Source organism: Streptomyces sp. NRRL S-118, assembly GCF_000716335.1.
Lineage (GTDB): Bacteria > Actinomycetota > Actinomycetes > Streptomycetales > Streptomycetaceae > Streptomyces.
The window spans coordinates 110637-128078 of record NZ_KL591015.1 but is presented as its reverse complement, the minus strand read 5'-3'; the positions used below and the strand labels follow the sequence as shown (position 1 = coordinate 128078).

Genomic DNA, 17442 nt, shown 5'->3' with positions numbered 1-17442 from the left:
AGGCGTAGTGCCGGCGCAGCTCGGCCTTGTCCTTTTCGGTCATCTTCGCCCAGTGGCGGGTGTGGTGGAGGGTCAGTGCCTCGTCCGGTGTGCCGAGCGGGTCGTACGGGTCGACCTCCAGGTCCCAGTCGATGCGCCGGGTGCCGTCCCACTGCTTGTCCTTGCCCTTCTGGTACAGGGCGAGGAGGCGGTCGCGGCCTTCGTCGTACTCCCAGCTGAAGCGGGCGGTGCCGGCGGCCGGCACCTGCCATATCGCGTCTCCCGGGTCGTTGGCGTAGAGGTCTCGCGTCGACACGGACGGCTCCTTCCCCAGTGCGCTGGCGGTAGTCGGCAGGCTCACACGTTGGTAGACGCCGGGTCAACAAGTCGCGCACGAGGGATTGACGACCTTGCTGACAGGCAGTCTTATAAGGGATGACCCCCAGTAACCCCAACCGCGCGAGGTGCCCTCCACCATGACCACCGTGACCGGACGCGACATACGACTCCTCCGGGACGCGCTCGGCCCGCTCCGGGACCGCGAGCAGGTCGCCGAGCGCCTGCTCGAGTCGTCCGCCAAGCACTCCTTCGACCCGGACAAGGAACTCGACTGGGACGCCCCCCTGGAGGAGGGCAAGTGGTTCTGGCCGCCGGAGCTGGTGTCGCTCTACGACACCCCGCTGTGGCGGAAGATGTCCGAGGAGCAGCGCATGGACCTGGCCCGCCACGAGGCGGCCTCCCTCGCCTCCCTCGGCATCTGGTTCGAGATCATCCTGATGCAGCTGCTGGTGCGGCACATCTACGACAAGTCCGTCACCAGCAACCACGTCCGGTACGCCCTCACCGAGATAGCCGACGAGTGCCGCCACTCGATGATGTTCGCCCGGATGATCCAGAAGGGTGGCGCGCCGGCCTACCCGGTACCGCGGCTCTACCACAACCTCGCCCGCGTCCTGAAGACCGTCTCGACCACGCCCGGTTCCTTCGCCGCGACGCTGCTCGGCGAGGAGATCCTCGACTGGATGCAGCGCCTGACCTTCCCCGACGAGCGCGTCCAGACGCTGGTGCGCGGCGTGACCCGCATCCACGTCGTCGAGGAGGCCCGCCACGTCCGCTACGCCCGCGAGGAGTTGCGCCGCCAGATGGTGACCGCCCCGCGCTGGGAGCAGGAGTTCACCCGGCTCAGCTGCGGCGAGGCGGCCCGCGTCTTCTCGGTCTGCTTCGTCAACCCCCAGGTGTACGAGAACGTCGGCCTGGACCGCCGCGAGGCCGTGGCGCAGGTCAGGGCGAGCGGTCACCGGCGCGAGGTCATGCAGTCGGGCGCCCGCCGGCTGACCGACTTCTTCGACGACATCGGCGTGCTGCGCGGCCCTGGCCGGAAGCTGTGGAAGAGCTCCGGGCTTCTGGCCTGAGCCCCGCCGTGTACGGGGGACGGAGCTACGCTGCGGACATGACCAGTGCCGCGACGCCCGCGTACCGACGGCTCAGTGTCGAGGAGCGCCGCACCCAGCTCCTCGGCGTGTCCCTCTCGCTCTTCGCGCACCGGGCGCCGGAGGAGGTCTCGCTGGACGACGTCGCCGAGGCGGCCGGTGTCTCGCGGCCGCTGGTCTACCGGTACTTCCCCGGCGGCAAGCAGGAGTTGTACGAGGCCGCCCTGCGCTCGGCCGCCGACGAGCTGGAGCTGTGCTTCGCCGAGCCGGCCGCGGGGCCACCGACCGAGCGGCTCGCCCGGGTCCTCGACCGCTACCTCGCCTTCGTCGACGAGCACGACGCCGGGTTCAGCGCCCTGCTCCAGGGCGGCAGCGTCGCCGAGACGTCCCGTACGACCGCCATCGTGGACGAGGTGCGGCGGGCCGCGGCCGAGCAGATCCTGCTGCACCTGGGCGTACCGGACCCCGGCCCGCGGCTGCGGATGATGGTGCGCACCTGGATCGCGGCGGTCGAGGCGGCGTCGCTCATCTGGCTGGACGAGGAGAAGCGGCCGCCCGCCGCGGAGCTGCGCTCCTGGCTGGTCGACCACCTCGTGGCGCTGCTGACGGCGACGGCCGCGACCGACGAGCAGACCGCGGGAGCGGTGGCGGCGCTGCTGGAGCAGGAGACGGCGCAGGGTCCGGTGGGCACGCTGGCGCGCCGCGTCGTCCCCGTGGTGAGCGACGCCGCGCACCTCCTGTGACACTTGCTGCGTGCGAAGCGAGAACACCCCCTTCTACGGCGGCCCGCTGGACGGCCGGGTCCTGCCGGTGCTGACCGGCCTCACCGGCCATCCGCCCAAGTGGTACGTGGTCCCCGTCCCCGCGGACGACGGCGGCCCGCCGACCGTGCACGCCTACCGCCGCGTCCCCTCCGGGTACACCAGGCGGCTGGGGCTCCAGCGGGGCTGGAAGTACGAGTACGCGCCCGGGGGCCGCGAGCGGCGCGAGCTCAAGTGGCCGTGGTCCGGGCCCCGCGGGCAATAGGATCGCCGGAGTCGTGCCACCAGGGGGGAGCTTCCGCATGGAGCCGTCGCCGTCGCTGTCGCCGTCCGCGCCGCCGCCGTCCGCCGGGGACCCGGGCCGGGTCGGCCCGTACACGGTCCTCGCGCGGTTCCGCGAGTCGGCCGGCGCCGTGCAGTACGTGGCGCGGGACGGCGACGGCGCGCGGGCCGTCGTGACCGTCCCGCGGCCCGAGCTCGCCGGACTCCCCGCCTTCCGCCGCCGGTTCGTGGCCGAGTACCGGCTGGCCGAGCTGCTGGCGGGCCGCTGGGTGCCGCAGCCGCTGGGCATCGGCGAGGGCGACGCGGCCGGTGACGGCGAGGGTCCGGGGCTCTGGACGGCCACCGCCTACGTCCCGGCGCTCACCCTCGGCGAGGCGGTGGCCCTGGCCGGACCGCTGCCGGAGAAGACGGTGCGGGTCCTGGGCGCGGGCCTCGCCGAGAGCCTGTCGCGGGTCCACGCCACCGGCACCGTCCTGCACGGCCTCGCGCCCGACACGGTGCTGCTGGCCGCGGACGGGCCGCGGCTGACCGCGTTCGGCGCACTGGGCGCGGCGGCGGCCGCGGAGGCGCGCCCCGGCGGGCAGCTGTCGGTCCGGCTCGGCTACCTCACGCCCGAGCAGGCGGCGGGCGAGGAACCGGGTCCGTCGGCGGACGTCTTCGTCCTGGGCCTGCTCCTGGCCTACGCGGCGACCGGCACGGCCCCGCTGCCGGACGCCTCGGACATCGCCACCGCCGAACCGGACCTGACGGCGGTTCCGGAGGCGCTGCGCCCGGTGATCGCCGAGTGCCTGGCCAAGGCGCCCGGTGCCCGTCCCACCGCCTCGCGCGTGGCGACGGCCCTCGCCCTGGAGGGCGCCGCGTCCCTGGCCCGTCCCGGCTGGCTGCCGGACCGCGTGGTGACGGCGATCGGGGAGCGCGATTCCAGGACGGCGTGGCTGAAGGCCCCGGCCGACCGGGTTCCGGAGGACCGCGTCCCGGACCCGGGTCCCCGCCCCGGGCAGCATTCCCCGGCCGCGGCACCCGCTCTCCCGCCCGCGCCGGCGGAGGCGCCCGGAGCCGCCCCGGGCGACGGGCTGGACGCCCGGACCATGCGCGTGGGACGGACGGGGCCGCAGCGCACCCCCGGTGACCGTGTCACCACCGAGCTCGTCGCGGCGCGGCCGCCGGCCCCGCCCGTGCCGCCCACCCCGCCCGCGGCCCCCGCGCCTGCTCCCGCCCAGGCCCCGGCAGCGGCGTCGCGAGCCACCGCCCCCGTCTCCCGGCGCGCCCTGTTCACCGGGGCCGGCGCCGGGCTCGCCGGAGCGGTCCTCGGGGGCGGCGTCGTCGCCTTCGCGTCCGGTGGTGAGGAGCGCCCCGCCCCGAAGCCCGCGGCCCGCCGGCGCCCCGCCGTGCCCGGACTGCCGCCCGAGCCGCGCTGGGCGTACACGCACGAGGCCACCCCGCGAGGTGTCCTCAACGCCACCGTGTGGCGCGAGCGCACCCTGGTCCTCACCTCCGACGCCCACACCACGGCGGTGGACCTCACCACGGGAAGGCGGCTGTGGCGGGCCACCGGCTCCGCCTCCGCGGCAGCCGCCCTCCCCGCCGGGGACGACCTGCTCCTCGTCGTCACGGCCACGGAGTTCCAGTGGCTCTCGCCCAAGGACGGCACGGTCGCGCACCGGGCACCGCACGGGCCGGGCGGCCTCACGGTGTCCTCCGTCGCCGGGCAGGCGGGGACCGCCGTCTGGTTCACCGCCACCGCCGGGGCGGCCACCCACCTCGTCGCGTACGACGCCGTGCGCCGCAAGGAGCTGTGGCGGGCGCCCGTGCCGGCCGGCCGTCCCCCCCACACCCCCGTGTACGCGGTGGTCGCCGTGCGCCCGGACGGCGTCGTCGTCCGGCAGGACCCGGAATCGGTCACCCCGGCCCAGCGCAAGGCGGCCAAGGGGCTGGCGGTCTTCACCTCGTACGACCGGGTCGTCGGCAAGCGCCAGTGGTTCCGGCCGTTCGGGACCGCGCTGCCGACCGCACCGGCGGTGGGGGACGCCTCCGGACGGCTGTTCGTCCCGGTCGGTGACGAGCTGCACGCGTACGACACGCGCAGCCGCGCGCTGCTGTGGCGGCTGGAGGGCGCGGCGGCGGTCGCCGGGGCGCCGCCGTTCGTCTTCGGGGGCGGCGCGCTGCACGACACCACCCTCTACGTCGCGAACCGCTCCCAGACGGTGTACGCCGTGGACCCGGCGACCGGCAGGCCGCGCTGGCAGCGCGGGACGGAGGCGCCGCCGCGCCCCAAGGCGCCGCAGGTGACCGTCGGCGCGGGCGGCCGGGTGGTGCTGGCGGCGGACGGGACGCAGGTCACGGCGTTCGGGGCGGCGGACGGGCGACGGCTGTGGAAGTTCCAGGACGCGGGCGTCCAGGGGCCGGGCGGCACGGAGACGTTCGCGCCGTACACGGCACTGGCCGCCGGACCGCGGACCGTGGTGGTGCGGCGGGACCGGACCTTCTACGCGCTGCCTGTCGGGTGAACACGGTGCCCCGAACCGCCCAGTAGTCCGCTTTTCGCACCATTGCCGCCGCAGGATGACGGGCGGAGGTGATGGTGTGTCAGGAAAGCTGCTGCGCATGGCGTGCACGGCGGCGGTGCTGGTGCTCGCCGGCGCCCTGCCGGTCGCGGCCGAGCCCGTGCCGGACGAGCCCGTACCCGGCGAACCCGTACCCGGCGAACCCGTACCCGGCGAACCCGGACCGGGCGAGTCCGGAGCCGGTACGTCCGGACCGGCCGGCGGGTCGCTGCCGGACCGGCCGGCCGTCGCCGAACTGCTCTCCCGGCTGCGGACGCTGTACCGGGAGGCGGAGGAGGCGAGCGAGGCGTACAACGCCGCCGAGGAGGCGCTGAAGGCGCACACCGCCGAGACGAAGAGGCTGACCGGGGACCTGACGCGGGTCCGCGGCGATCTGGCCCGCAGCCGGGCCGACGTGGGGCGGCTCGCGCGGGCGCAGTACCAGGGGCGGACGGAGCTCTCCTCGGCGCTGCGGCTGCTGCTGGGACGCGACCCCCACCACGCGCTGGACCAGGCCCGCCTGGTGCGGCGCGCGGCGCGCGAACAGGCGTCGGCGGTGGCCCGGCTGGAGCGCGGGGAGCGGCGGGCGGACGCGCTGGCGACGCAGTCGCGCCGGGCGCTGGACCGGGAGCAGACGCTCACCGAGCTGCGGCGCGCGGCGCGCGACGAGGCCCAGGCGCGGCTGAAGGAGATCGAGGAGATGCTCGCCTCGATGTCGGAGGAGGAGGCCGCGGAGGTCTCGGCGCTGGAGGAGTCGCAGACGGCCGACGCCCAGCGCGAGCTGCTCGCCGGGGGAGGGCTGGACGGTGCCCGGACACCGTCGGAGGAGGGCGACGAGGCGCTGGAGTACGCCGCCGAACAGATCGGCAAGCCGTACGAGTGGGGCGCGGAGGGCCCGGAGTCCTTCGACTGCTCCGGCCTCACCTCGCGCGCCTGGGCGCGGGCGGGGCGCACGATCCCGCGCACCAGCCAGGAACAGTGGCGCACGCTCCCGAAGGTGCCGCTGCGCGCGCTGCGCCCCGGCGACCTGGTCGTGTACTTCCCCGGGGCCACGCACGTGGCGATCTACCTGGGCGACGGCCTGGTGATCCAGGCCCCGCGCCCGGGCGCCCGCGTCAAGGTCTCCCCGCTCGCCGCGAACCCCCTGCTGGGCGCGGTCCGCCCGGACCCGGAGGCCCGCCCGCTGCGCACGTACACCCCGCCGCGCCTGGCACCGACCGCCTCGGCGGGCCCGGACACGGGGTACGACGCACCGTGACGCCGCAACGCCGGAGGGACCACGCCGCGGCGGCGTGGTCCCTCCGGTGATCGGTCACGGCGATGAGACCGGTCAGCACCCGGCCGGACTGCCGGTCGTCAGGCTCCGGTGACCGAGGCCAGGTAGGCGCCGGTCTTCTCGGGGTCGTAGAAGAAGTTCTCGAAGTCCGACGGGTCGTTGAAGCCGTTCGCGAAACGGTTCGCCACCTCCGGCAGGCCGCCCGCCGCGCCGATGAGGTTCAGGACGTGCTCCGGCGGAGGGGCCAGCATGGCGTTGGTCCACTTGGTGACGTGCCGCGCCGTGTCCCAGTAGCGGTCGAACGTCCGCTGCATCCACGCCTCGTCGAAGGGCCGGTCGCCGTGCGAGACGATCGAGTCGAGATAGGCCGCGGCGCACTTGGAGGCCGAGTTGGAGCCCTGGCCCGTGATCGGGTCGTTGGCCACGACGACGTCCGCGACGCCGAGGACCAGTCCGCCGCCCGGCAGCCGGCCGATCGGCTTGCGCACGGTGGGCGCGTACCGGCCCGACAGCGTGCCGTTGGCGTCGGTCAGCTCCACGCGGGTCGCCCGCGCGTACTCCCACGGCAGGAACTTCTCCATCAGCTCCAGCGTGAGAGCGAGGTGCTCACGCGGGTCCTTCACGCCCTGGAAGACGTCCAGCGGTCCGCCCGGAACGCCCTCCCAGAAAAGAATGTCGGCGCGCCCGGAGGTGGTGAGCGTGGGCATCACGAACAGCTCGCCGACCCCCGGCACCAGGTTGCACCGCACGGCGTCGAACTCGGGGTGCTCCGGGCGCGGGCCGAGCCCGTGGACGTAGGCGACCGCCAGCGCCCGCTGCGGCTCGGCGTACGGGGAGCGCTCCGCGTCCCGTTCGAACATCGAGACCAGCTCGCCCTTGCCGGCCGAGACCAGCACCAGGTCGTACGTGCGCGAGAAGTAGTCGAGGTCGGAGACGGCCGCGCCGTGGATGACGAGCTGGCCGCCGCGCTGGGCGAACGTCTCCATCCAGCCGGCCATCTTCACCCGCTGGTCCACGGACTGGGCGTACCCGTCCAGCCTGCCCACCCAGTCGATGGCGCGGGAGGCGTCCGGGGCGGCGACGGACACGCCGAGCCCCTCGATCCGCGGGGCCTGGGACTCCCAGAAGTTGATCCCGAGGTCCCGCTCGTGCTGGAGCGCCGTGTGGAACATGCACTGCGTGGACATGACCCGGCCCGCCCGGATCTCGTCCGCCGTGCGGTTGGACATCAGGGTGACCTCGTACCCCTGCGCCTGGAGTCCGAGGGCCAGCTGGAGACCGGACTGACCGGCTCCGACGATGAGTATCTTCCGCATCGGGAGGGGATTCCTTACTCGTTACTCGGGGGTGGTTTCGAGCGCGCGGGCGACCAGCGCCAGCAGGGACTGGATCACGGAGTCCCGCTGCCGGGCGTCCATGATCACGATCGGGACGTCCTTCGGCACGGTGAGCGCCTCCCGGACGTCCTCGGCGTCGAACAGCTCGGTCCCCTCGAAGTGGTTGACCGCCACGACGTACGGCAGGCCGCAGCTCTCGAAGTAGTCGAGCGCCGGGAAGCAGTCCGTCAGCCGCCGGGTGTCGGCCATCACGACCGCGCCGATCGCACCGCGCACCAGGTCGTCCCACATGAACCAGAAGCGCTGCTGGCCCGGTGTGCCGAAGACGTACAGGACGAGGTCGTCGTCGAGCGTGATGCGGCCGAAGTCCATCGCCACGGTCGTCGTGGTCTTGCCGGGCGTCGCGGTGAGGTCGTCCGTCTCCTCGCTGGCCTGCGTCATCAGCGCTTCGGTCTGCAGCGGGGTGATCTCGGAGACCGACCCGACGAAGGTCGTCTTGCCGACGCCGAAACCACCGGCGACCACGACCTTGGTGGCGATCGGGGCGCGGTCGCGGTCCAGTTCCCAGGACTGCAGCTTCTCGTCGGAGACGTCAGAGACGACGGAGTCCACCCAGCACCCTTTCGAGCAGTGCGCGGTCAGGCCGGCCGGTGCCGTGGCTGGTCCCGTACACACGTATCTTCCCCTGGTCGGCCAGGTCGCTGAGCAGCACCCGGACGACCCCCAACGGCATCTTCAGCAGCGCGGAGATCTCCGCGACCGTACGCATCCGGCGGCAGAGCTCGACGATGGCCCGCATCTCGGGCATCACGCGGGAGCCGAGCCCGCCGTTCGCCAGCTCCTTCCGCCCCCGGTCCTCGGGCGCCTCCAGCGCGGCCACGAACGTCTCGACGAGCAGGACGTGACCGAAGCGGGTGCGGCCACCGGTGAGGGAGTACGGGCGGACGCGGGCGGGGCGGCGCCCCTCCCCTCGTACGGGCAGCCTTCCGGCGGCGGCAGCGGCGGACGTCACTGGGCGGCCTCCATCGATTGGCGCAGCTCGCTGCGGAGTTCGGGGGTCAGCACGTGTCCGGCGCGTCCGACGAACAGGGCCATGTGGTACGCGATGACGCTCATGTCGCAGTCCGGGTCGGCGTGCACGCCGAGCAGCGACCCGTCGCTGATCGACATGACGAACACGCTGCCCTCCGCCATGGCGACCATGGTCTGCTTGACCGCCCCGCCGTCCATCAGTCTGGCGGCGCCCACGGTGAGGCTGCCGAGGCCGGAGACGATGGTGGCGAGGTCCGCGCTGGAGCCGCGGGGGCCGTCGGGCCGGCGGCGGGAGGCGGGGGCGGCGGCCGGGGCGGGGGTGTTCTGCGCCGGGTCGGACGAGAGCAGGAGCAGTCCGTCGGACGACACGACGGCTACGGACCGGACCCCTGGCACCTCCTCGACGAGGTTCCCCAGCAGCCAGTGCAGATTGCGGGCCTCGCTGCTCAGCCCGGGTGTGCCGGTCGTCGCAGTCAACTGCGTGCCTCCTCGACTGTATCCCCCGTCTCTTCTGTCACTTCCGTTCGGGCTGCCGAGGCCTGGGCGATCTCCGCCTCGGCGTCACGGCGGCCCTCCTGCGCGCCACGGTGGAACCCGCCGAGCCGGCGGCGCAGCGCCTCGGCGTCGACGCCGCCCGTGAGCGGGGCGCGCGGCTCGGACGTCGCCACGATCCTGGGCGTGCGCTTGGGCAGACCCTTGTCGGTGACGCGCTGTTCCGGCTCGGTGCCGTCCGGCTCGTCGGCCCGCTCGTGGACCGCGTCGGCGGCGGGTTCGGCAGTGGTGGGCTCGTCGGCGGCGGGCTCGTCGGCGGGGCCGGCCAGGCCGCCGCCGGCCCGGTCGTGCCGGGCGCTGTCGCCGTCGGCGCCGTCGTCCCCGGTCCGGTCCTCCACGGCGCGGTCGTGCTCCGTGCGGTCGTGCTCCGTGCGGTCCGTCTCGGGCAGGTCGTCGCCGACGCGCGGGACGCGCACCTGCAGGGTGGTCTCGGGGCCGGCCTGCTCCGGGTCCTCGAAGCCGGTCGGGTCCTCGGAACCGGACGGCTCCTCGGAACCGGTCGGGTTCTCGAAGCCGGTCGGGCCCTCGGGACCGGACGGGTCCTCGAAGCCGGTCGGGTCCTCGGGACCGGACGGCTCCTCCGTCGGCTCCCCGGCCTCCTGGATCGCGGACTCCGCGGCCGCCACCAGCGGGTCGGCGACGCCGGCCGGCCCGGCCGGCAGCTCGACACCGGCCTCGCCCGCGGGCACGGTCCCGTCCTCCCGGGCCGTGCGCGCACCCGGCAGCGTGTTGGAGTTGGCCTCGGCGACCGAACCCGGCAGGTTCAGCGTCGGCGCGGCCGCCGCGACCGCCTCCGGGGCCGGGGGCAGCAGGGCCGGCGGCAGGACGACGACCGCCGTGACACCGCCCTGCTTCTGCTCCCGCAGCTGTACGCGGACGCCGTGACGCGCCGCCAGCAGCGCGGCCACCCGCAGCCCGAGGCCCTCGCCCTCCTCGTCGGCCGGGTCCTGGCCGTCGGGGCCCGGGTCGGCGAGCCGGGCGTTGAGCTCGGCGAGGCGGCTGACGGTCATGCCGATGCCCTCGTCCTGAACGGAGAGCATGATCTCGCCGCTCTCCAGCAGCCAGCCCGAGAGCTGCACCTTGGTCTCCGGCGGCGAGAACGAGGTGGCGTTCTCCAGCAGTTCCGCGAGCAGGTGGCTGAGGTCGTCGGCGGCGAACCCGGCCACGTACGAGTGCGGCGGCAGCGACTGGATGGTGACGCGCTCGTACCGCTCGATCTCGCTGACCGCCGCGCGCAGCACGTCGACCAGCGGCACCGGGCCCTGGTGGGCGTGGTGGTGCTCGTGGCCGGCGAGGACGAGGAGGTTCTCGCTGTGGCGCCGCATGACCGTGGCCATGTGGTCGAGCCGGAAGAGCGTGGCGAGCCGCTCCGGGTCCTGCTCGCGCTCCTCCAGCTTCTCGATGACGGCGAGCTGCCGCTCGACGAGGCCCAGCGTGCGCAGGGAGAGGTTCACGAAGGTGTGGTGGACGCTGCTGCGCAGCCGCTCCAGCTCGGCGGTGACCTGTTCGGTCCGCTCGCGCAGTTCGGCGCGCTGGCCGGCGAGTTCGGCGGCGAGCGCCTCCCGCGCGGCGACCGCGTCGGTCCGCTCGGCGTCCAGGGCCCCGGCCCGGCCGGCGAGCTCGACGAGCCTGCCGTGCAGGGTGTTGAGGGACCGGACGACCTGGGCGAACTCGTCGTTGCGGCCGGTGAAGCGGACCGGCTCCTCCGTCTCGGGCGCGGCGGCGAGCCGGGCGGCGCCGAGGCGCAGGACGGCGAGGGGCCGGGTGAGGGTGCGGGCGACGGCGGTGGAGATGCCGATCGCCACGAGCAGGCAGCCGCCGAGGAGCGCGATGCGCAGCTCCAGGGCGGTGACGTCGTCGTCCCGCAGCCGCTCCATGCCCGCGACCTCGCCGGTGGCGAGCGCCGACTCGACGCCGCGCATCTGCTCGATACGGGCGGTGAGGGCGGCGGCGAGCTTCTCGTCGTCGGTCCTGCGGTCGGCGTCGGACAGCTCCGGCTGGTCGGTGAGGCGCGCGAGGTAGGTCTCGGCCTTCTTCACCTCGGGCCCGGTGACGGTTCCGGCGAGCCGGTCGCGGGCGGCGGGCGCGGCGGCCCGGTCGAAGTCGGCGAGGGCGGCCTGCTCGCGGACGCGGGCCTGCTGGGCGGCGGCGGTGAGCGCGCCGCGGGTGCGGGCGGCCTCCTCGTCGGCCGGGTCCTTCTCCTCGACGTAGCGCCCGGTGACCGGGTCGTACACGGTGGTGCCCGAGCCGTCGCCGCCGGGGACGGCGAGGGCGGCGAGAAGCAGGCCGCGGGTGGCGGAGGCCTGTTCGACGGCGTGGCCCAGTTCGGCGGCGGCGCGGGTGCCGGCGTCGGCGGCGCGGGCGGGGGTCCTGTCGGCGAGCTCGGCCGCGAGGGCCTGGAGCTTGGCGATCACGTCGGTGTACGCCCGGTGGGCGTCCATGGCGGTGCCCTTGCCGGTGAGGGCGGCGCGCCGGACGGAGGCGACGGTGGCCAGCTCGCGGCGCAGGTCGTCGGGGGCGTCGGAGCCGTCGGCGGCGATCTCGTCGATCTGGCGGTCGACCCGGGCGCTGTGCTCGGCGCCGACGGCGGGCGCACCGCTCTTCCCGTCCCGCCCGGCGGCGATGTACGCGGTGATCTCGTCGCGTTCGTCGGCGAGCGAGTGGGCCAGGGTGACGGCCTGCCGGTTGAGCTGGGCGAGGGTCACCAGCCGCTGGGAGTCGGTGAGGTCCGCGGAGGCGGTGAGGACGGCGGGGGCGCCGGCCCCGATGACGGTGATGCCGACGAGTGCCACGCCGGCCACGAGCCGGCGGCGGACCCGTACGCCGCGGCCCCCCGGTGCCTGCTGAGGGTCGCCGGGAGTGTCACTGCGCTTCTGCACCGGTGCTCACATTCTTGAACTCGTCCACCCTTGAAGCAGAGGTGACGGCCGTTCACATACGTGAAGTCCCACCCCTGGTACGGCTTCCGACCATTCCAGCGCTTTTGGGTAGGCAGCACGCATCGGCCACTCCGCCACCCGAACGAGTGAACAACAATCCGGAGTTGGCGAACAACTCGCGCGGGAGCCCGCCGCGGGGCCCGGCCGGAGGCGGGCTGGATCTTCCGCGCGGGCTTTGGCAGGATGCGCGCCCGCACCTTCCCGGAGCCCGGCCTTCCGGGCCCGGGCCCGGCCGTACGGCTCCTCCGGCCCGCCCGTACGGGGTGTTCCGGCCCCTTGTCGGTCGTGTGAAGAAGTCGTGCGCCCTGCGGCACACTGGGGCCCATGCACACCGAGATCTCCTGCGTCCCGGGTGACCCGGAACGCCCCAACGAGGACTGGGCTTCCGTGGCCGTACCGGCATCGGGCCGGGGTGGAGCCGTGATCGTCCTGGACGGGGTGACACCCCTGGAGGGCGATGTCGGTTGTGTGCACCCGGTCCCGTGGTTCACGGCGCGGCTCGGCGGCACGCTGACCGAACTGTCCGCTTCGCGAGCGGATCTGACACTGACCGACATCCTCGCGGAGGCAATCCGGCGCACCGCGGACGCCCACCGCGCCACGTGTGACCTTTCTCACGTCCGCACGCCTCAGGCAACCGTGGTCCTGGCCCGCTGGGACACCGCGTCGCTGGAACACCTGGTGCTGTCCGACTCGGTGCTGCTGCTGGAGTCCGCCGACGGGTCGGTACGGGCCGTGCGGGACGACCGGCTGGACCGGCTGCCGCCCGGTGCGCTCGCGACCCAGGCGATCGCCGACGCGACCGTACGCAACCGCGAGGGCGGTTTCTTCACCGCGGCGGCCGACCCGTCCGTCGCGGCGCGGGCGGTGACGGGCCGTACGCCGCTGCGCGAGGTACGGGCGCTGGCCGCGCTGACGGACGGGGCGACGCGCTGGACGGAGCGGTTCGCGGCGGGTGACTGGGCGGACTGCTTCGGCGTGCTGCGCAAGGAGGGCCCGCGGGGGCTGATCGCGCTGGTGCGCGCGCTGGAGACGGCGGACGCCGAGGGCACGGCGGGTGCGGCCGGCGCGGTGGAGGCGGTGGCGCGTACGCGGCTGCGGCGGCGCGGCAAGCGGCACGACGACGCGACGGCGGTCTACGTCGAGCTGTAGGCGCCCTCCGGCACGTCGGAGCGGGGCGACGACGGGCTCGGGAGCGCCGTCGCCGGTCCGGGTCGACGCGCTGCGGGCGACGGGGGCCGCGGCGGTCCTGCTGACGCCGGCCCACCGGTTCCCCACGGGCGTGGTGCTCGGCGGTGCCGGCGCGGGGCCCGCCGGGGCTGGTGCTCGGGTACGCAGCGGGCACCGCGACCTCCGTCGCCGAGGGCGCGGCGGGGGCGCCGCGATCGGCGAAGGCGGGGCCGGGCATGCAGCGGCGAGGACGGCGGCCGGCTCCGCGAGGAGCTGCCCCGCGTCGCCCTCCTCGGCGCCGCGCTGCGGGACGTGGCGGCCTGACCGCGGGACCCTCGCGAGAGGCCCCTAAGGGGCGTCCTCCGCGCCGGCGTTCAGCTGGTGGAGCAGCCGGGCCAGTTCGGCGACCTCGGCGCGGTCCCAGCCGGCGAGCTTGCGGCGGTAGCGCTCGCGGCGGGCGTCGCGGACGCGGCGGAAGCGGGCGCGGCCCTCCTCGGTGAGGCGGACGAGGGAGGCCCGCCCGTCGGCGGGGTCGGGGTCACGGGTGACCAGCCCGAGGTCTTCCAGGGCGCGCAGCTGGCGGCTCATCGTCGCCTTGCCCACGCCGAAGTACCCGGCGAGGTCGGTGGCGCGCTGGCTGCCCGTGGCGTCGAGGCGGACGAGCAGGCCGTACGCGGCGGGCTCCAGCTCCGGATGGACCTCCCGGGCCATTTCGCCCGACTGGGCGCGGGCGCGGCGCAGGAAGACGGACAGTTCCCGTTCGAGGGCCAGGAATTCCTGGTCCGGTTCATCCGCCGTACCGCTTCCGTGCACGTCAGCACCCCTCGCGCGCTTTTCCGGTTCTGAGAGTCTGCGCCGGCGGCAGACGTCGCCGCAGCGTGCACAGTATTTCGCAGGCGTGGACCGGCGGCGGTGTCCGGTCCCCTTCCGCGGCGCGGTTCCCTGTGCGGGGCGTGAGGTGTGTTCCGGGGCAGGGGCATGGGCGCCGCCGCTTGTCGTGACCGCACCGGCGGTCCGCCGCCCGGCTCGTGTGCCGCGCGGACCGAGGGCGTGGACGTCTCCAGCCACAGGGGCGGGGTCGCCCGGCCGTCCCTGGGAACAGCGGCGTGCGGTAGGCCCAGGCCTCCGAGGGGACGTACTACCGGAACCGATGGTTCGCGCAGCGGTGCAACGGCTCGTACGGCATCGGCGTGATCCGCGGCGCCCGGGACCGTCTACGGGCCCTCGTGCGCGGCTGAGCCCCGCGGGCGGCCGGGGGCCGCCCGCGGAACGGGCCGCTCAGCGGCCCTCGTAGACCGTGGTGTGTTCCGGGCCGTCCGCCAGGAACGCCTTCACCGCTCGCCGGTGGTCCGAGGTGGCCGTGACCTCGGCGGCGGTGGCCGGTACGGCCGCGTCGGCCGCCGCCGTACCGCCGGCCAGGAAGCGACGCACGAGGTGCTTCGTGGCCGCGTGGGCGCGGGTCGGTCCGTTCGCCAGGCGCAGGGCGTAGGCGTGGACGTCCGCCCGGAACGTCTCCGGCGGGAACACGGCGTTGACGACGCCCCAGTCGGCGAGGACCGAGCCCCGGTAGAGGTCGCCGGTCATGACGAGCTCGCGGGCGCGCGAGGGCCCGGCCCGTTCGGCCAGCCGCTGCGTGCCGCCCATCGCCGGGGTGAAGGCGATCTTGCGCTCCACCAGTCCGAACCGGGCCTGGGGCGTGGCGACGATCAGGTCGCACGCCAGGGCGAGCTCGAAGGCCGCGGTGAGGGTGAGCGAGTGTGCCGCGAACACGGTGGGGCAGGGCAGCGCCTCCAGCGCGCGGACGGTGGCCAGCCGGCCCTCCCAGAAGGACGCGGCGTCCTCGTCGGCCAGCTCGTCGAAGACGCGGACGTCGACGCCCGCGCTGACGACGCGCCCCTCGGCGCGGACGAGGAGCGCCCGGGGCGGGTACGCGGCCAGGTGGGCCACCGCGTCCGCCCAGGCCGCCCACATCCCCTCGTCGAAGAGGTTCATCGGCGGGCTGTCCATGGTGAGGACCGTGAGCGGCCCGTCGGTGTCCAGCCGCAGCACCGCCGAGTCCCCGGTGAGGGAGGAGGGCGGCGTCATCCCACGCTCCGGAAGATGCTGATCGCGTTGTTGCCGCCGAATCCGAAGGCGTTGTTCTGGACGTGCCGCAGCTCCGGAAGGGCGAGGGGCTGCCCGGTGACGAGGTTGATGTCGAGTTCGACGTCGTCGCGGTCGACCGTGGTCGGCGGCACCAGGCGGTGGCGCAGGGTCAGGCACGCGGCCACGGCCCCGGCCGCCCCGGCGGCGCCCATCAGGTGACCGATGGTGCCCTTGATCGCGGTGATCGCCGCACCCGGGTAGTGCTCCGCGAAGATGCCGCCCTCGATGGTGTCGTTGGCGCGGCTGCCGGTGCCGTGGGCGAAGATCACGTCGATGTCGTCGGCCTTCAGCCCGGCCTCGTCCAGGGCCCGGCGGTGGCAGGCGGCGACGCCGTCGCGGTCGGGCGCGGTGGGGTGGCTGGCGTCGTTGCTCACCGCGGTGGCGAGCACCTCGGCGTAGGGCGTGGCGCCGGGGCGCAGGGCCCGCTCGGTCTGCAGGACCAGCATGCCCGCGCCCTCCGAGGGGGTGACGTAGCGCCGGTTCCGGCTGAACGGGCGGCACTGCGCGGGGCCGATGGCCTGGAGGGTGTTGAACCCGATGATGTTCTTCTCGGAGTAGGGGTCGCAGCCTCCGACGACAGCCGTGTCGGCGACGCCCGCGCGCAGCATCTCCAGGGCGCACGAGAGGGCGACGTTGGCGGAGGCGCATGTGCTCTGCACGAGGAAGGCGGGGCCGGTGGAGCCCGCGGTGCGGGCCACGCCGTCGGCGATCGAGTACGGATTGAAGGAGCCCGTACGGGCGATGTCGCGCCGTCCGGCGACGATGTCCTCCAGGGCGTCCGCCTGCCCGTCGCTGCTGCCCACGCAGACCACGGCGCTGCGCAGGGCCTCGTCGCCGGGTTCGAGCCCGGCGTCCTGGAGGGCCTCCAGCGCCGCGAACTCGGCGAAGAGGGAGGCGGACCGCGGGTTGGCGCGGGTGGCCGCGCCGACGCGCTCCAGGGCGGCGTCGCGGGCGGCCTGCGGGACGCGGCCGCCGAGGATGCCGGGCTTCATGCCGGCGTACAGCGGTGCCAGGTCCTCGAAGCGGCTCCTGCCCTCGCACAGGTCGTCCCAGAACGGGCCGGTGCCCGCGCCGGCGGGCGAGATGATGCCGAGTCCGGTCACGAAGACCCGTGTCGCTGCCTGGCTCACCAGGTCCTCCCATCGGTGCTGTTCGCCGGCCGGCGGTTCACCGTCACGCGGGCGTGGCGGCCGTCCGGTGCGCGGCATTCGAGGACGGCCTGCTCGGCGGGGCGGAGTTCCTGGAGCACGCCCATGAAGTGGTGGGCCGCGAAGGCGCCGTTGCGGTCGGGGAAGACGGCGGGCCCGGCGTCGGGGGCCGGCTCCCGTGCCGTTCCGCCGTCGCGCGCCGGGCCGCGGTGGACCGCGCGCAGCGGCGTGCCGGGAGCGGCGTCCCCGGCGCCGAAGGAGAACTCGGCGGTGAAGTCGTCCCCGCCGAGCAGGGCGGCGTGGAGGACGCCGGAGGTGCAGGGGGCGTCCGGCGTGTCGAGGCCCGCGTCCAGGACGGCCTCGGGCGCGTACACGTCGCCGATGAGCACCCGGCTTGTGTCGGACCGGCCGCGGTCGAGGGCGGACAGTGCCTGCCACAGGACGGTCACGGGCGTGAGCGGGCCGGCGTTGACCGTCATGTTGCGGCCGGTCGAGCCGATGCGGAGGTTGACGAACGCCGACGCCGAACTGGAGGTGGCGTTGGGGAAGTACTGGGCGGACAGGAGCCGGCCCTTGGCCGCCGCGTCGCGCTGGAGGCGCGCCAGGGCGGCGGTGTTGCCGTACTCGGTGCCGATCACGACGGTGTCGTCCGACCGCTCCCCGGACGCTTCGCCGGTGGTGAGGACGAGATAGAGGCAGAGCCGGGTGAACGAGTCGCGGAACTGGTCACCGGAGGTGCCGACGACCTCGGGGAGGTCCTGCGGCAGTCCGGCGAGCTCGTCGTCCTGCGCTGCTGAGTGCTCGGGCGCGCACAGCGCGACCCGGCCGAGGCTGAAAGAGAACAACAC

Annotated in this window: 15 protein-coding genes and 1 pseudogene; 6 read left to right on the top strand and 10 right to left on the bottom strand. The window is 74.8% G+C overall.

What is annotated here, in order from left to right:
• Positions 1-295, bottom strand: a pseudogene (locus IH00_RS39570) (aminobenzoate oxygenase); the annotation flags it as partial.
• Positions 296-455: 160 nt separating this feature from the next.
• On the opposite strand from IH00_RS39570, the gene IH00_RS0124220 reads away from it, so the two are divergent.
• The 5 genes from IH00_RS0124220 (at position 456) to IH00_RS0124200 (ending at position 6253) form a co-directional block, all read left to right on the top strand.
• Positions 456-1391, top strand: a complete 936-nt coding sequence (locus tag IH00_RS0124220; RefSeq protein ID WP_031076992.1) for an AurF N-oxygenase family protein — start codon at positions 456-458, stop codon at positions 1389-1391.
• A gap of 38 nt (positions 1392-1429) precedes the next feature.
• A complete protein-coding gene (locus IH00_RS0124215; RefSeq protein WP_031076990.1) occupies positions 1430-2152 on the top strand; it encodes a TetR/AcrR family transcriptional regulator in 723 nt (240 codons plus the stop codon).
• A 10-nt stretch (positions 2153-2162) separates the two neighbouring features.
• Complete coding sequence (locus tag IH00_RS0124210) at positions 2163-2435, top strand: hypothetical protein (protein WP_031076988.1); 273 nt, start codon at positions 2163-2165, stop codon at positions 2433-2435.
• Between the two features lie 37 nt (positions 2436-2472).
• Positions 2473-4959: an outer membrane protein assembly factor BamB family protein gene (locus IH00_RS0124205; RefSeq protein WP_052411599.1), complete on the top strand. Its 2487-nt coding sequence runs from the start codon at positions 2473-2475 to the stop codon at positions 4957-4959.
• 76 nt (positions 4960-5035) lie between these two features.
• Positions 5036-6253: a C40 family peptidase gene (locus IH00_RS0124200; protein ID WP_031076983.1), complete on the top strand. Its 1218-nt coding sequence runs from the start codon at positions 5036-5038 to the stop codon at positions 6251-6253.
• A gap of 98 nt (positions 6254-6351) precedes the next feature.
• On the opposite strand, the gene IH00_RS0124195 is transcribed toward IH00_RS0124200, so the two are convergent.
• The 5 genes from IH00_RS0124195 to IH00_RS0124175 are packed head-to-tail and all read right to left on the bottom strand — an operon-like array spanning position 6352 to position 12071.
• Positions 6352-7587, bottom strand: coding sequence for a styrene monooxygenase/indole monooxygenase family protein (locus tag IH00_RS0124195; RefSeq protein WP_031076982.1), 1236 nt, complete (start codon positions 7585-7587; stop codon positions 6352-6354).
• A gap of 21 nt (positions 7588-7608) precedes the next feature.
• Positions 7609-8220 carry a GTP-binding protein gene (locus tag IH00_RS0124190; RefSeq protein WP_031076981.1) on the bottom strand — a complete coding sequence of 204 codons (612 nt, stop codon included), beginning with the start codon at positions 8218-8220 and terminating at the stop codon, positions 7609-7611.
• The gene (locus IH00_RS0124185) at positions 8201-8620 is read right to left on the bottom strand and encodes a DUF742 domain-containing protein (protein WP_031076979.1); all 420 of its coding nucleotides are present in this window, start codon (positions 8618-8620) and stop codon (positions 8201-8203) included. Before IH00_RS0124185 ends, IH00_RS0124190 begins: the two co-directional genes overlap by 20 nt.
• A complete protein-coding gene (locus IH00_RS0124180) occupies positions 8617-9117 on the bottom strand; it encodes a roadblock/LC7 domain-containing protein (RefSeq protein WP_031076977.1) in 501 nt (166 codons plus the stop codon). The genes IH00_RS0124185 and IH00_RS0124180 overlap by 4 nt, the downstream gene beginning before the upstream one ends.
• A complete protein-coding gene (locus IH00_RS0124175; RefSeq protein ID WP_031076975.1) occupies positions 9114-12071 on the bottom strand; it encodes a nitrate- and nitrite sensing domain-containing protein in 2958 nt (985 codons plus the stop codon). The genes IH00_RS0124180 and IH00_RS0124175 overlap by 4 nt, the downstream gene beginning before the upstream one ends.
• Positions 12072-12455: 384 nt before the next feature.
• On the opposite strand from IH00_RS0124175, the gene IH00_RS0124170 reads away from it, so the two are divergent.
• Positions 12456-13283, top strand: a complete 828-nt coding sequence (locus IH00_RS0124170; protein ID WP_031076973.1) for a protein phosphatase 2C domain-containing protein — start codon at positions 12456-12458, stop codon at positions 13281-13283.
• Positions 13284-13649: 366 nt separating this feature from the next.
• Here the strand turns inward: IH00_RS0124170 and IH00_RS0124165 are convergent, their stop codons facing one another.
• From IH00_RS0124165 to IH00_RS0124150, 4 genes are all read right to left on the bottom strand, one after another.
• On the bottom strand, positions 13650-14114 hold the full coding sequence (locus IH00_RS0124165) for a MarR family winged helix-turn-helix transcriptional regulator (RefSeq protein WP_031076971.1): 465 nt from the start codon (positions 14112-14114) through the stop codon (positions 13650-13652).
• A 465-nt stretch (positions 14115-14579) separates the two neighbouring features.
• Positions 14580-15386: an enoyl-CoA hydratase/isomerase family protein gene (locus tag IH00_RS0124160; RefSeq protein ID WP_031076969.1), complete on the bottom strand. Its 807-nt coding sequence runs from the start codon at positions 15384-15386 to the stop codon at positions 14580-14582.
• Positions 15383-16576 carry a beta-ketoacyl synthase N-terminal-like domain-containing protein gene (locus IH00_RS0124155; protein WP_158827916.1) on the bottom strand — a complete coding sequence of 398 codons (1194 nt, stop codon included), beginning with the start codon at positions 16574-16576 and terminating at the stop codon, positions 15383-15385. Before IH00_RS0124155 ends, IH00_RS0124160 begins: the two co-directional genes overlap by 4 nt.
• The gene (locus IH00_RS0124150) at positions 16573-17439 is read right to left on the bottom strand and encodes a hypothetical protein (RefSeq protein WP_031076964.1); all 867 of its coding nucleotides are present in this window, start codon (positions 17437-17439) and stop codon (positions 16573-16575) included. Before IH00_RS0124150 ends, IH00_RS0124155 begins: the two co-directional genes overlap by 4 nt.
• Positions 17440-17442 lie beyond the last annotated feature (3 nt).

Coding starts and splice junctions, on each gene's coding strand:
- IH00_RS0124220 (WP_031076992.1), top strand. CDS start 456: ATGACCACCGTGACCGGACGCGACATACGACTCCTCCGGGACGCGCTC.
- IH00_RS0124215 (WP_031076990.1), top strand. CDS start 1,430: ATGACCAGTGCCGCGACGCCCGCGTACCGACGGCTCAGTGTCGAGGAG.
- IH00_RS0124205 (WP_052411599.1), top strand. CDS start 2,473: ATGGAGCCGTCGCCGTCGCTGTCGCCGTCCGCGCCGCCGCCGTCCGCC.
- IH00_RS0124195 (WP_031076982.1), bottom strand. CDS start 7,587: ATGCGGAAGATACTCATCGTCGGAGCCGGTCAGTCCGGTCTCCAGCTG.
- IH00_RS0124170 (WP_031076973.1), top strand. CDS start 12,456: ATGCACACCGAGATCTCCTGCGTCCCGGGTGACCCGGAACGCCCCAAC.
- IH00_RS0124160 (WP_031076969.1), bottom strand. CDS start 15,386: ATGACGCCGCCCTCCTCCCTCACCGGGGACTCGGCGGTGCTGCGGCTG.